Origin of the sequence: Paraburkholderia strydomiana (genome assembly GCF_046030495.1) — a bacterium.
GTDB classification, from domain to species: Bacteria; Pseudomonadota; Gammaproteobacteria; order Burkholderiales; family Burkholderiaceae; genus Paraburkholderia; species Paraburkholderia strydomiana_A.
Map to the genome: position 1 here is coordinate 58,248 of NZ_JAQQCJ010000013.1, position 13,417 is coordinate 71,664.

13 protein-coding genes are annotated in these 13,417 nt (G+C 64.4%); 7 read left to right on the forward strand and 6 right to left on the reverse strand.

The genetic code is table 11. The annotated features are described in order from the left end of the window. The first annotated feature begins 9 nt into the window (after window positions 1–9). The 5 genes from PQQ53_RS18500 to PQQ53_RS18520 all read left to right on the forward strand — a co-directional run bounded on the left by PQQ53_RS18500 (window position 10) and on the right by PQQ53_RS18520 (window position 6,848). A complete protein-coding gene (locus PQQ53_RS18500; protein WP_408148128.1) occupies window positions 10–912 on the forward strand; it encodes a YihY/virulence factor BrkB family protein in 903 nt (300 codons plus the stop codon). 170 nt (window positions 913–1,082) lie between these two features. Beyond that, window positions 1,083–1,886, forward strand: coding sequence for an alpha/beta fold hydrolase (locus tag PQQ53_RS18505; RefSeq protein WP_408148130.1), 804 nt, complete (start codon window positions 1,083–1,085; stop codon window positions 1,884–1,886). A gap of 4 nt (window positions 1,887–1,890) precedes the next feature. Further along, entirely contained in the window at window positions 1,891–4,221 is a 2,331-nt protein-coding gene (locus tag PQQ53_RS18510; protein ID WP_408148132.1) for a hybrid sensor histidine kinase/response regulator, read from the forward strand. 153 nt (window positions 4,222–4,374) lie between these two features. Further along, window positions 4,375–5,466, forward strand: coding sequence for a cell division protein ZapE (gene zapE / locus PQQ53_RS18515; RefSeq protein ID WP_408325204.1), 1,092 nt, complete (start codon window positions 4,375–4,377; stop codon window positions 5,464–5,466). 287 nt (window positions 5,467–5,753) lie between these two features. Next, window positions 5,754–6,848: a hypothetical protein gene (locus tag PQQ53_RS18520; RefSeq protein WP_408148136.1), complete on the forward strand. Its 1,095-nt coding sequence runs from the start codon at window positions 5,754–5,756 to the stop codon at window positions 6,846–6,848. Window positions 6,849–7,000: 152 nt separating this feature from the next. Here PQQ53_RS18520 and tkt read toward each other — a convergent pair whose 3' ends face one another. From tkt to PQQ53_RS18540, 4 genes are all read right to left on the reverse strand, one after another. Continuing rightward, entirely contained in the window at window positions 7,001–9,085 is a 2,085-nt protein-coding gene (tkt, locus tag PQQ53_RS18525; protein ID WP_408325206.1) for a transketolase, read from the reverse strand. 341 nt (window positions 9,086–9,426) lie between these two features. Next, entirely contained in the window at window positions 9,427–9,972 is a 546-nt protein-coding gene (locus PQQ53_RS18530) for a cupin (RefSeq protein WP_408325208.1), read from the reverse strand. A gap of 381 nt (window positions 9,973–10,353) precedes the next feature. Further along, complete coding sequence (locus tag PQQ53_RS18535) at window positions 10,354–10,524, reverse strand: hypothetical protein (protein WP_408148142.1); 171 nt, start codon at window positions 10,522–10,524, stop codon at window positions 10,354–10,356. Window positions 10,525–10,599: 75 nt separating this feature from the next. After that, on the reverse strand, window positions 10,600–10,863 hold the full coding sequence (locus PQQ53_RS18540) for a hypothetical protein (RefSeq protein WP_408148144.1): 264 nt from the start codon (window positions 10,861–10,863) through the stop codon (window positions 10,600–10,602). Between the two features lie 178 nt (window positions 10,864–11,041). Here PQQ53_RS18540 and PQQ53_RS18545 point away from each other — a divergent pair, with 178 nt between their 5' ends. Beyond that, window positions 11,042–11,278 (forward strand): hypothetical protein, encoded by a 237-nt coding sequence (locus PQQ53_RS18545; protein WP_408153291.1) that lies wholly within the window; start codon window positions 11,042–11,044, stop codon window positions 11,276–11,278. A 126-nt stretch (window positions 11,279–11,404) separates the two neighbouring features. On the opposite strand, the gene PQQ53_RS18550 is transcribed toward PQQ53_RS18545, so the two are convergent. Further along, a complete protein-coding gene (locus PQQ53_RS18550) occupies window positions 11,405–11,650 on the reverse strand; it encodes a DUF6723 family protein (RefSeq protein ID WP_408148194.1) in 246 nt (81 codons plus the stop codon). A 183-nt stretch (window positions 11,651–11,833) separates the two neighbouring features. On the opposite strand from PQQ53_RS18550, the gene PQQ53_RS18555 reads away from it, so the two are divergent. Continuing rightward, entirely contained in the window at window positions 11,834–12,112 is a 279-nt protein-coding gene (locus tag PQQ53_RS18555) for a hypothetical protein (RefSeq protein ID WP_408325209.1), read from the forward strand. 34 nt (window positions 12,113–12,146) lie between these two features. Here PQQ53_RS18555 and PQQ53_RS18560 read toward each other — a convergent pair whose 3' ends face one another. After that, window positions 12,147–13,253 carry a porin gene (locus PQQ53_RS18560; protein WP_476119397.1) on the reverse strand — a complete coding sequence of 369 codons (1,107 nt, stop codon included), beginning with the start codon at window positions 13,251–13,253 and terminating at the stop codon, window positions 12,147–12,149. Window positions 13,254–13,417 lie beyond the last annotated feature (164 nt).

Here is a 13,417-nt window from a genome sequence, read left to right on the forward strand (position 1 = left end):
CGAGGCCCCATGCGCATCATCCTCGACCCGCACGCGCTGTATATCGCGAAACACCCCGGCCGCTTCGTCCTGCAAACGCTCAAGGCATTCCGGGCGAACCAGGGTTTGCTGCTCGCGGGCGCGGTCGCGTATTACGCATTGCTGTCGATCGTACCGCTGCTGATCCTGATCGTCATCGCGCTGTCACGGGTGGTGCCGCAACACCTGCTGCTGGCGTCGCTCGCCCATCTGCTTCGATGGCTGGTGCCCGGGCAGTCGAATGCGCTGGTGCAGGAACTCGCCAATTTCCTTGACCATCGCGCGGTGATCGGCTGGGTGCTGTTGCTGACCATGATCTTCTTCAGCTCGCTCGCCTTCACCGTCCTCGAAAACGCGATGTCGCTGATCTTCGTCCACCGCGTCGTGATCCGGCGCAGGCACTTCCTGATCTCGGCGCTGCTGCCGTACTGCTACATCCTGTTTCTCGGCATCGGCCTGCTGATCGTCACGTGCGTGTCGAGCGCGCTGGAAACGCTCGGCGCCGAGGGCGTCGAATTGTTCGGCCTGCATGTCTCGTTGCAAGGGCCGTCGCGGGTGGCGCTGTATCTGCTCGGACTCGCCGGCGAGATCTTCGTGCTGACGTCCATCTACCTGGTCATGCCGGTCGGGCGGCCTTCGGTCAAACATGCGCTGTTGGGCGGCGTGGTCGCGGCCCTGTTGTGGGAAATCACACGGCACGTGCTGGTGTGGTACTTCGCGACACTGTCTCAGGTCAGCGTGGTGTACGGGTCGCTGACCATGGCGATCGTGCTGCTGCTCAGCCTCGAATGGCTCGCTACGCTGCTGTTGTTCGGCGCTCAGGTGATTTCGCAATACGAACGATTCGGCCGCGAACCGCTTCAGGCGCTGCAGCCGAAAATCGAAACCGGTTGAATCCGCTCGCACCAACCCGGCGCACTGCGTGCAGGGCGGCGCGAAACGTATCCCGCACGCCTCTCGCACTGGGTCTGACGGCGAGACTGCGGTAACATCCATGGATGCGGGCCCGGCGCCGTCGCGGGCTCCTTCGCCGCGTCATTCCCCGCGGACCTCAGGACTCGACAATGAGCATCATCCAGCGCAACAACGTACATATTTCGGGTCACGGCAAACGGATCATGGTGCTCGCACATGGCTTCGGCTGCGATCAGACCATGTGGCGATACCTCGCGCCGTTGTTTCATGACGACTACCGGACCGTGCTGTTCGATCACGTCGGCAGCGGCTCGTCGGATCTCGCCGCTTACGACGTCGACAAATACGATTCGCTCGATGGCTACGCCGACGACCTGATCGGCATCATCCGAGAAGTGGCCGACGAGCCGGTCGTATTCGTCGGCCATTCCGTGAGCGCGATGATCGGCCTCGTTGCGAGTCTCAAGGCGCCGCAGCTCTTCGCCGCGCATGTGATGGTCGGCCCGTCGCCCTGCTATGTGAACGACGGCGACTACATCGGCGGCTTCACGCGCGACGATATCGAAGACCTGCTACACACCCTCGAGAGCAACTACCTCGGCTGGTCGAGCACGATGGCGCCGGCCATCATGGGTACGCCGGAGCAACCGGAACTCGGCATCGAACTGACCAACAGTTTCTGCCGCACCGACCCGGAAATCGCACGGCAATTCGCACGCGTCACGTTTCTGTCCGATCACCGCGCGCTGCTCGCGCGCAGCACCGCGCCCACGCTGATCCTGCAATGCAGTGACGACATCATCGCGCCGCAGGCGGTCGGCGAATATATGCACCGGGTGATGCCGCGCAGCACGCTGCATGTGATCGACAATGTCGGCCACTGTCCGCACCTGAGTTCGCCCGGCGCCAGTTCGGCGGCCGTGAGCGCCTTTCTCGAGCCGCTGAGCCTGTAACGCGATGCACAGCACGGACCACCTGCAGCCGTCAGCCGACACGCTCTACGAGCACGCCGCGTGCGGCCTGCTCGTGACCGACGCCAACGGCCGTATACAACGCGTCAACGCGACCTTCTGCGGCTGGCTCGGCTATAGCGGCACGGAGCTCGCGGGTGTGAAGCACATTCAGGACCTGCTGAGCGCGGGCGGCAAGGTGTTCTATCAGACCCATTGGGCGCCGCTGCTGCAAATGCAGGGTTCGGTGGCCGAGGTCAAGCTGAACATGATCCACCGCGACGGCCAGATGGTGCCGATGCTGCTCAACGCGGTGAGCCGCCGTCATGGCGAGACGAGCTACTTCGAAGTGGCGGTGCTGATCGTCGCGGATCGTCACAAGTACGAACAGGAACTGCTGCTCGCGCGGCGCAATGCCGAGGCGTCGGTGGCCGCGCATCAACTGGCGCAGAAAGCGTTGCAGGAAAGCCGCGACGTGCTCAGTCTCGCGATGCGCGGCGCGCGCATGGGTGCGTGGTCGCACGAGCCGAAGTCGGGCAAGTTCTGGTGGAGCCGCGAACTCGAAGCGCTCGCCGGTTACGCCGAAGGCCGCTTCGCGAACATGCCCGGCGGTTTTTTCGAACTGATTCACCCGGGCGACCTGGCCGGACTCAACGAAGCCGTCGACCGTGCGGTAGCGAGTGCGGACGACTACGTCGCCGAATTCCGCTTCATGCATGCGAGCGGCGACTGGTGCTGGATGGAAGGCCGCGGGCGCGCCACCTACGACCGCAACGGCGAACCGCTGACGATCTACGGGCTCGGCCTCGACATCACCGAGCGCAAGGAAGCGCAAACCGTGCTGCTGCGCCAGGCCGCGATCTTCGAGCATCTGAGCGACGCGATCGTCATCACCGATCTGCGCGGCAACATCACCGACTTCAACGTCGGCGGCGAGCGCATGCTCGGTTATCGCATGCGCGAGATTCTCGGCAAGCCCATCGCCATCTTCCATCCGCCGGAAGACGCGCTGCGCATCCGCCGCGAAGCGCTCGCCGCACTCTCCGCCGACGGCACATGGCGCGGCGAACTCACCTTCGTGCGGCGCGACGGCACGCGCGGCGTGTGCGACACCGTCGTCAAGCCGCTCGCGAATGCGCGCGGCGACATCTACGGCGCGGTCTGCGTGAGCCGTGACACCACCGAACGCCGGCGCGCCGAGCGGCAGCTACAGCGGCTCAATCTCGAACTCTCGAAGGCCGACCGCCGCAAGGACGAATTCCTCGCCACGCTCGCGCACGAATTGCGCAATCCGCTCGCGCCCATGCGCAACGTGCTCGAAATTCTGCGTCTGAAAGAATTCGCCGATCCGCAACTGAGCTGGTCGCGCGACGTGTTCGACCGGCAATTGCAGCACATGACGCATCTGGTCGACGATTTGCTGGAAGTGTCGCGCATCACGCAAGGCAAGCTCGAACTGCGCAAGCAGCGGCTCGAACTCGCGCGCGCGATGCAATCCGCGATGGAAGCGGCGCGCCCCACCGTGCAGGCTTCGTCGCACCACTTGAGCGTGACGCTGCCGCGCGAGCCGCTCTATCTCGATGCCGATCCCACCCGTCTTTCGCAAATGATCCTGAACCTGCTGAACAACGCGGCCAAATACACGCCGGCCGGCGGCAACATCTCGCTCGCGGCCGAGCGCGAGGGCAATGAAGCCGTCATTGTCGTGCGCGATTCCGGCATCGGCATTCCGCGCGAACACTTGAACAGCGTGTTCGAAATGTTCTCTCAACTGGCACCCGCACTGGATCGTTCGCAGGGCGGTCTCGGCATTGGCCTCGCGCTGGTGCGCGGGCTGGCGGAGTTGCATGGCGGCACTGTCGCCGCATTCAGCGCCGGGCCGGGCACGGGCAGCGAGTTCATGATCAGGCTCCCGCTATCGGGCGGCGCGGCGGCGCCCACCGACCACCCCGCGCCCGACACTACCCACGCGGGCGGCATGCGTGTTGTGATCGTCGACGACAACGCCGATGCCGCCGACAGCCTCGCGATGGTGCTCGAACTCGAAGGTCACGAAGTGCGCACTGCGGGCGACGGCATCGCCGGTCTGGCGTTGATCGCCGAATTCGAGCCGCACGCGGTGATTCTCGACATCGGTTTGCCGCTTCTGAACGGTTATGAAGTGGCGCGGCGTGTGCGGCGCGATCACCATGAGGCCGGCATTCTGCTGATTGCCGTCACCGGCTGGGGGCAGCAGCAGGACAAGCAGACCGCGATCGACGCCGGCTTCGATCATCACTTCACGAAGCCGGTCGATCCGCGCGAATTGCAGCGCGTGTTGAGCCGGCAGCAGGTTTGACGGCGGCAGGTGTCCGCGGACATGACTGCTAAAATGGCGCGCTCATCGCCCGCCGTCACGTCATGCTCAACGACATCGCCGCAGTTTTCCCGTCATCGGCCGCCACGCGGCTGGCCGCGCCATTCGCCGCGCCGCGCACCGGCACTCTCGCCCATGCTTGACGAAGCCCGGATTACGCGCAAGCTGGCCGCTCGCGGCATCACGCCCGACGCTCGCCAGCGCGACGCGATTGCGGCACTCGTCTCATTAGCCGGCACTCAGCGAGCACGGCAAGCGAACGCCGGCGGCGCATCCGCACCGCAAGGCGTCTATTGCCATGGGCTGCCCGGACGCGGCAAGAGTCTCGTCGTCGATACGGCGTTCGAATTGGCGAACTGCCGCAAGCGGCGTCTGCATTTCCACGAATTTCTGCGTGAGATGAACCGGCGGCTCGTGAGCGAACCGCGCGGCGACGACCGCCTCGGCTCGGTATCGAGGCAATGGCTCGACGGCGTCGAGTTGCTGTGTTTCGACGAATTCCACGTGCACGATATCGCCGATGCGTTCCTGATGGGCCGCTTTCTCGATACCGCGATCGCCCAGGGCACGCGCATCGTGCTCACCTCGAACTACGCACCGGACGCGCTGCTGCCCGACCCCGAGTTTCACGAGCGTTTTCTGCCGACCATCGCACAGATCAAACGCTCTTTCACGGTGATTCATTTCGACGGCGCGCGCGACTACCGCTTCGGTGGAGAAGAAGCCGAGGTGCCGCGTTTCTTCGCGCCACTCGACACGGCCAGTCAGCACGCGCTGCGGCACATTTTCACGCGCCACGAAGGCGATCGCAGTGTCGAACCGATCACGCTGAGCGCGGCGGGCCGGCCGCTCGCGGCACGCGCGGCGGGTGCGGCGCTGCTGTGGGCGGACTTCGACACTCTGTGCGTGGCAAGCCGCTCGCACCTCGACTATCTGGACCTCGCCGAGCAATGGCGCGGCCTGATTCTCGATAACCTGCACACCTCCCGGCTCACGCAAGCGCATACGCTGCAGCGGCTCGTCTGGCTGATCGATATCTTCTACGACCGCAAACGCACGCTGTTCATCGCCTCCGATCAGCCGCTCGCGGCGGCGCTCAGCGGACTCGAAGGCGCACATGATCTGTCGCGCACGCTGAGCCGGCTTGCGGAAATGCAGTCGCGCGCCTATCACAGCACACTCGAAGCGGGCGATCACGCCGCGGCGAAGGACGCGATCGGATCCTGATGCGACAACACGGTTGATCGATATACCGTGGGAAAGCACCTCCCTTCCACCGCGTCGAAAGCCGTCCGCGTCGTGCCTGACGATGTATCCGAGGAGCGTTCGTGCAAATCTTGCACGTTGCCGGCCAATCCTGGGTGGCGATTCACGGGCCGCATGCTAGCGCAATCCGCCTGCTCATCGGCTCAAACGGAAAAACGACCCCGTGCGCGGCTCACGCGGGAATGCGCCCTGCTACCGCCGTTGCGGGCCCATTCTTCAGCGGATTGCCGTCCGCCCTTTTCGCCGCCATGATCAGAACAGCTTCCGTCGCCGTCGCGTTGTGCGCCGCGTGCCTCACTTCCGCGTGCGTGCACATCGGGCCCTCCCGCCTCAAGGCCGATCAGGTCGACTACGCGCGCGCGCTCGGCGATGCGAAGAAACGCACGATACTCGCCGCCGTGATCGGCCTGCGTTACGGCGACGCGCCGGCCTTTCTGACCGTCAGCAACATCATCGCCGCGTATACCTTCGACACCACCGGCGGCGCCACCGCCAACGCCGGTTCCGGCAGCATGCCGAACTATGCGCTTGCATCCGGCAGCGTGTCCTATTCGAACCACCCGACCTTCACCTTCACGCCGACCACCGGCGAAGCGTTCGCGTCCGCGTATATCCGGCCACTCGCGCCGGCGCTGGTACTGCCGCTTGCCGAAGGCGGCATTCCGATCGATCTGCTGTTGCGCATCACCGCGCAATCGGTGGGCGGGCTGCAGAACGGCAATGCGCTCGGCGGCGAGAACAGCGCGGGCGCGCCGGGCTTCTTCGAATTGCTGCAGGCTCTGCGCCGTTTGCAACTGGCGGGCGAGCTGAACGTCGAGTCACGTCAGGCGGAAGGCAAGGACGGCCAGAGCGGGCCGATGGGCGTGTTCCTCGTGATGGGCGCGACCACCAGCGGCGAGTCGTCGCAAACTGCCGCCGACGTGGCGCGCGTGCGCAAGCTGCTGCGGCTGTCGTCGAATACGCGGACTTATCAGATCGTCTACGGGCCGTCGTCGACCTCGCAAAAAGGCGACCGCATTCCGATGGTGACGCGCTCGGTGCTCGGCATCCTGACCGATCTCGGCGCGCAGGTGCAGGTGCCGCTCGAGCGCATCAGCGACGGCTCGACCAAACCCACCGTCGGGTTGATCGGCGGCGAGACCCGGCCGACGATCATCATCCACTCCGGCAAGAACGCGCCCGACAATGCGTATGTGACGATCGCCTATGGGTCGTCGATGTATTGGGTCGAGCGCAACGACTTCGACTCGAAATATGCATTCACGGTCGTGCAGAATCTGATGGCTTTGGCGGAAGCCGATACGAGCAGCAAAGCGCCGGTGGTGACGATTCCGGCCAATTGACGGGCGCCGAATGGATCGCGCGTCACGAACCCCGAGCGTGTAATAAGGAAAATGCGGCGGCGGGCCGCTGCAAATAAAGAACCGGCGGTGGATGGTTGCCGCACCGCCGGTTCCTCTCGCCACTCATCCCGCCTCACGCACCTGCTCGCACGTTACGCCGAACCCCGCTTCGACTGAACCCGCGCAATCTGCTGCTTCGCCGCTTCATAGACCTTCTCCGGCGTGAAACCGAACTTCTTCTTCAGATCGGCAAGCGGCGCGGACGCGCCGAACGTATGCATCACCACCTGAGCGCCGAGCCGGCCGACATAGCGGTCCCAGCCAAGCGTGCCCGCCTGTTCGACGGCCACCCGCGCGTCCACGTCGGCGGGCAGCACCGACTCCTGATACGCCTCGTCCTGACGCTCGAACACATCCCACGACGGCATCGACACCACGCGCGCCGCGATGCCCTCGCCTTTGAGCTTCTCATACGCGTCGACACACAGCGACAGTTCGCTGCCCGTCGCAATCAGAATCACCTGCGGTTTCTGTCCGGCCGGCGCATCGGCGAGCACATAGGCGCCCTTGCGCACGCCGCTGGCAGCGGCATAGCGGCTGCGGTCGAGCGTCGGCAACGGCTGGCGCGACACGACGATGCACGCCGGCCGCTTCGCATCGGACAGCGCCACGCGCCATGCCTCGGCGACTTCGTTCGCATCGCCCGGACGCAGCACCGTCAACCCAGGCACACCGCGCAGCGAGGCCAGTTGTTCGATCGGCTGATGCGTCGGACCGTCTTCGCCGACGCCGATCGAATCATGCGTGAACACGTAAATGGCCGGCACTTCCATGATCGCCGAGAGCCGGATCGGCGGCTTCATGTAGTCGCTGAAAATCAGGAAGGTCGAGCCGTAGGGCCGCAGGTTCGACAACGCGAGCCCGTTCACCACCGCGCCCATCCCATGTTCGCGAATGCCGAAATGCAGATTGCGGCCGCCGTAGTTATCGGCTTCGAAACTGCCGGCGCCTTCGAATTTCAGATTCGTTTTGGTGGACGGCGAGAGATCGGCCGCGCCGCCGATCATCCAGGGAACGCGGGCGGCAATCGCATTGAGCACCTTGCCCGACGATTCGCGTGAGGCGACACCCTTCGGGTCCGCGTCGAAAGCCGGAATGTCGCTATCCCAACCTGCCGGCAATTCATGCGCTTCCATCTGCGCGAATTCGCGCGCGAGGTCCGGATACTTTTTCCTGTATGTGTCGTACTTCGCCTGCCATTCGGCGCGCGCCGCCTTGCCGCGCGCACCGATGCCCGCGGCAAAACGTTCGTGCACGCCATCAGGTACGTAGAAGAATTTGTCCTCGGGCCAGCCGTAGGCCTTCTTCGCGAGCGCGACTTCCTCGACGCCGAGCGCCTCGCCGTGCGCAGCCGACGTGTCCTGCTTGTTCGGCGCGCCCCAGCCGATGATGCTGTGGACCACGATCAGCGTCGGCCGGTCGGTGATGCGCTTCGCTTCGACGACGGCCGCTTCGAGCGCGGCGGCGTCGTTCGCGTCGTCCACATGCAGCGTGTGCCAGTTGTAGCCGCGAAAGCGGCTTTCCACGTCGTCGCTATACGCGAGGTCGGTGTGACCTTCGATCGTCACGCGGTTGCTGTCGTAAATCCAGATCAGGTTCGACAGTTTCAGATGACCGGCCAGCGACGCCGCTTCGTGCGAGATGCCTTCCATCATGTCGCCGTCGCCGCAGAGCGCATAGACACGGTAGTCGAACAGCGGCGCATCCGCCTGGTTGAAATGGCTCTCATGCCAGCGCGCGGCCATCGCCATGCCGACGCTGTTGCCAAGGCCCTGGCCGAGCGGACCGGTGGTGGTTTCGACGCCGGTCGTCATCCGGAACTCGGGATGGCCCGGCGTCCTGCTGTCGATCTGGCGGAAATGCTCGATGTCGTCGAGCGAGACGGCGGGCGCGCCGGTCAGCTTGCCGTCGTGGTCCACGGCCTTGACGCTCGCCAGATGCAGCAGCGAATACAGCAGCATCGACGCATGTCCGACCGACAGCACGAAGCGGTCGCGATTCGGCCACAGCGGCTCGTCCGGGTCGTAGCGCAAATGGTTCTGCCACAAATGATAGGCGACCGGGGCCAGTGCCATCGGCGTACCGGGATGCCCGGAATTGGCCTTCTGCACAGCGTCCATCGATAGCGTGCGGATCGTGTTGATGCACAGCTGATCGAGGGCGGGATCGTTTTGCATGGAACACTCCTTGTTTGGCGGTGGAAAGAGGCCGCGACGCACTGACCGAGCGTGCCGGCGAACCGGGGGGATGGAACGGAATGACGCATGAGGAACCGCAGCGAGGCTTACCGATGATGCACCGATGTACGCAACTCTGCACGGGGCTTTACATGCGGGATCGTGTATGCGGTTGCGTGGGAGGCGGCGGATCTTTCAGGGGCCTTGCGAGGGCGCTGCGAGGGCGGCTCATTTTTTCGCGCGTGGTGCCGACCGCATGCGCGCTTTGCCTCACCGCGCAGGCGCAGCAAAACGCGTACCGAAATCGCAACGCGCGCGGCGCTTCGCATCAGCCTCGAACCTCAGGCCGCATGCAGCCAGTGCTCGACGAGCGGCCCCTGCCTACCGTCGATCGGGTCCAGCGGCGGGAACGGCAATGCTTCCATCGCCCGGAGTTCTTCCGGCGACAGCGCTTCGCGGCGGATGTCCCACTGCTGCCCCTCCGGATAACCGGCCACCACCTGAAAATGCCGCTCGAATGATTGCAGGCAATGGCCGGTTCCTGCGGGCAGCAATAGCGCATCGCCCGCCGAAATCGTCACCACCCTGCCGCCCGGCCCCCCGACGATCACTTGAGCGGAACCACCGCATACGCCAAGGACTTCGTGCGCGGTCGCATGGAAGTGGTGGTAATCGAAAATGCCGTCGCGCCATTGCGGCGGCCAGTCGTTGCGCTCGAACAGCATTTCGAATGCATCGGCCAGATTGCCGCTGTCGGGCGCCAGTGCGCGGCGGTAAACCACGACCGGCAGCTTGCGGTTGTTCGGCACCCAGTCGTGCGGCTCGAGCATGAAGACTTGGTACCCGGTCCGAGCCGCATCGAATCCGTGTTTCGAATCATTGAACATGTTGGCTCCTGTGCTTGCTGATGCTTGCGGCGCCGGTGGTGAGGGGTCGCGTGTGTGGGTGAGGCTGCCGCCGATGGGTCTCGTCGCAGGGGAAACTCGCGAGACGGTTGTGAATGCCTCAGGGCCGGCGGCAGCGTCAGCGCATCCTGAAGTGGTGCAGCATAAAACGCGCCTGCCCCGCACGGGCGCGTTCATGCAGACCTCCATGAGGTGCCATACGAGCGCCGGACGCGTGTGTATCTATCGCATGATGCTCGCCAGGAAACACGTGGCAGACAGACTGTCCGCTCAGTGCCTTTCGCGCAGCGCGTACGGTATCGCAGGATATATCGCCTGCAGGAAATATCGCCTGCGACGAAGCGCTACGCGGTCAGCGAACGCTCAACCGCCGCCGATCCCTTGCAGCACCTTGCCCGTGCCGCCGCACACCGCGCAGCGGCTGCCCTCCACTTTGCCGGTGCCGTGACACGCTGCGCAAAGGTCTTCGCCGACGCCGGGCGCATCGCCGGGCCCTTCGTCGCCGGGGTTGCTGGCTTCGTTATCCGCTTGCATACGGCTCTCCTAGTTTCGGTTTTCCACACGGACTGCGGTGTATGAACGTGAGCAACGTGAACACAGCGCGCCGCGTCAGCGCTTGCGTTGCGATTCGCGGCCGCCACCGCCCGGCGGCTCCGCATGTGCGCCCGTGCCGAGCGGCACTTCCGCGGTCTGCGCCGGCCGATCGCCCGAGCGCGGCGGATTGGTTTGTTCGTCCACGCCGGTTTGCTCAACCGGCTCGATACCAAGCGGACTCGGTTCGACGTAGTGAGTGCCGCTCGGCTTGTTACGCGCCTTCGTTTCCGGCGACATGGCCGGTGTGTCGGGGCGTTCGGTCGGGTTGGCGTCCTGCATGGCACTCTCCTTTTGATTGGGGCACATGTTCGATGCAGCAACATCCGGTCCCTCTGTGTATCGAACCGCATCGAACGCGCAAGGCCAGCGCCGGCCGCACGAGCGCCTCCATTGGGCACAGCCGTTGCGGCGCCAAGGCTGCAGGTCTGAGCCAGTTTTTTGTAAAAAGGAGAACGTCATGACGATCACGACAATTCGCGTGTCCGACACCGAAGTGCAGGTGGAACGCACGCTCTACACCTTCGCGCAAAAGAACGACGCGGACGCATTCCAACGCTGTCTCGTCGATACATCGATCGATAGTTGCTATCGATCGCATCCGCCGTTGGCCGCGCAGCCCACGTTACCCGACGAGCATCCGGACGATCCAGGCCGCGGCAGCACGATTTCGCCGTCGCCTGGCGGCATGCCTTGAGGCGCGGGTGCAAGCGGGATGCAGTCTGCGTCTCGTCCGCCCTCTCGTCCGCCCTCTCGTCCGCCCTCTCGTCCGCCCTTACCCACCTGCAGCGCCCACACGCCGCCTGCGCTCAATCCGCGCCCCTCACTTTTCCGGCGCTGCGCGGTCCGCAGCGACAATCTCGCGCCCGTAGTCGATCGCGGCCCGCCGCGCCTCGTCCGCGGTCGCGTAGGGCCCGATTTCCGGTGCACCGTCGAATGGAAACAGAAGTTTTCTGTCCGCTTTTCTGACTACCTTCAGTCCACCTACGTAACGGCCGTCGCCTGTTCCGTGATAGCTGGCAAAAATCTCGAAGTCATCGTCAGCGACGTCGGCCTTGTGTCGCGCCATGGGTTGTCCTCGTTCCTGCACGTTCAGTGCGCCAGATGTGTCGTATGCGATGCGCGCCCGTTTTGATGGCAACGCGTGTGCCGGAATCGAGCAATAGCCGTTCCACGCGACGTGAACCCGCGTCTGGTGCGGAATCGCCGGAGAAGGCATGAGAGTTGCGTGGGTCCGTGTCAGGTGATCCACATGGAGAACGACGCGATGAATTCAGCGAGTACGCGGGTTCGTATCCGCGACGCCCGTCACGTGCGCGGGCTGTGCATGCATACGCCGATGCCGCCTGAGATCGAGCCCGACGCACCCCCGCCACCGGCCACCGATCCCGATCCGGAGCCCGACGATCCGACCAGCGATCCTTCTCGCGAGCCTGAAGGCGATCCGCCTGCCAAGCCGCCGCCGATGCAATCTGCCGGTGGAGAACTCAGTCGAACTCGCAGGCGTGGATCGAGCCGACACGCGAACTGACGACGACGCGCCGAAAGCGCCACGTCAAAGCGCATCAGAACTGATGCATCATCCCAACGTAAGCACCGGTTTGCGACTCGCCGACGAGCGGATTCGTATTGCCGGTCGAATCGCGCGGCGCGGCTTCGAGCGAGAAGTTCGAGTTGCTCCCGTTGCGCACATAGCCGACCGTGCCGTACAGGAAGGTCCGCTTCGACAGGTTGTAGGTCGTGCCGAGCACGTACATCATCGCGTGCCCGGACGGATCGTGCGCGACGTCGCCTCCGCCGTCGCCGACCTTGATGTAGTAGCCACCCGCCGTGACCGCCCAGCGCGATTGTGCGTTGTAGGTGGCGCCGAACCAGTAGTGATCGGCGGTATCGGCGACGCCGGCCGGCGAGTCGGGCGCCGAGTAATGGGTATAGGCGGCCTGAATCTTCATCGCATCAAAATGCACGTTCGCGCCGACGAAATATTCACGCGACGCCTGGAAGATGTTGCTGAAGTGGCCGTTGCTGTCGCGCAGTTCGTCGTAGATGCCGCGCACGTCGAACAGCGGCGAGTGATAGGTCAGCATGATGCCGTCCGAGCGGCCGAATTCGCCCGGCGCGCCGCTGTTGAACGCACCCGCCTGATTGCCGAGCGAATACTGCCCCTGCACGTCGAAGCCCCAGAACACCGGGCTTTTATATTCGATGTTGTTGTTGGTCTGCTGCCAGTTGCGCCCGCGTACGAGCGAGGCCGACGAAAACGCCTGCTGCACGAACGGATCGAATTCCCACACGCCGTCGCTATCGATGAACAGATTGCGCCCGGCCTGCAGCGTGCCCCACTGCTCGCTCTTCAAACCGACGAACGCACGACGTGACCACAACCGCCCGCCGCTGGTCGTACCGTCCATCACCTGCAAACCGGTTTCGAGGTTGAAGATCGCATTGAGCCCGCCGCCCAGATCTTCATTGCCTTTCAGGCCCAGCATACTGGTGCCCCAGTTGCCGCCTTCCGCGCGCCAGCGGCTCGCACTGCCGCCCGCGCCATCGTTGATGTGATTCAGGTATTCGATGCCGCCGTCGAGGCGGCCATATAACGACACGCTGGTTTGGCCATATGCCAGCGGACTGACGAGTGCCAGAGCGGTCATCAATCGGGTGGATAGTCTCATTGTTTTGCCGTGGTTTTTTTCTGTCGCGATAGGGGCTCAAGCGGTGGCAAAGCGGACGGCGGATGAAACCGAAAACACACTGCGCGCCACGCCCGATAATTCACAGGAGATCGAAAGCCGCCCAAGATAAGATAGTCGGTCATTCGGCTTGAGCCAAATCGAAA

Coding starts and splice junctions, on each gene's coding strand:
- PQQ53_RS18500 (WP_408148128.1), top strand. CDS start 10: ATGCGCATCATCCTCGACCCGCACGCGCTGTATATCGCGAAACACCCC.
- PQQ53_RS18505 (WP_408148130.1), top strand. CDS start 1,083: ATGAGCATCATCCAGCGCAACAACGTACATATTTCGGGTCACGGCAAA.
- PQQ53_RS18510 (WP_408148132.1), top strand. CDS start 1,891: ATGCACAGCACGGACCACCTGCAGCCGTCAGCCGACACGCTCTACGAG.
- zapE (WP_408325204.1), top strand. CDS start 4,375: ATGCTTGACGAAGCCCGGATTACGCGCAAGCTGGCCGCTCGCGGCATC.
- PQQ53_RS18520 (WP_408148136.1), top strand. CDS start 5,754: ATGATCAGAACAGCTTCCGTCGCCGTCGCGTTGTGCGCCGCGTGCCTC.
- tkt (WP_408325206.1), bottom strand. CDS start 9,085: ATGCAAAACGATCCCGCCCTCGATCAGCTGTGCATCAACACGATCCGC.
- PQQ53_RS18530 (WP_408325208.1), bottom strand. CDS start 9,972: ATGTTCAATGATTCGAAACACGGATTCGATGCGGCTCGGACCGGGTAC.
- PQQ53_RS18535 (WP_408148142.1), bottom strand. CDS start 10,524: ATGCAAGCGGATAACGAAGCCAGCAACCCCGGCGACGAAGGGCCCGGC.
- PQQ53_RS18540 (WP_408148144.1), bottom strand. CDS start 10,863: ATGCAGGACGCCAACCCGACCGAACGCCCCGACACACCGGCCATGTCG.
- PQQ53_RS18545 (WP_408153291.1), top strand. CDS start 11,042: ATGACGATCACGACAATTCGCGTGTCCGACACCGAAGTGCAGGTGGAA.
- PQQ53_RS18550 (WP_408148194.1), bottom strand. CDS start 11,650: ATGGCGCGACACAAGGCCGACGTCGCTGACGATGACTTCGAGATTTTT.
- PQQ53_RS18555 (WP_408325209.1), top strand. CDS start 11,834: ATGGAGAACGACGCGATGAATTCAGCGAGTACGCGGGTTCGTATCCGC.
- PQQ53_RS18560 (WP_476119397.1), bottom strand. CDS start 13,253: ATGAGACTATCCACCCGATTGATGACCGCTCTGGCACTCGTCAGTCCG.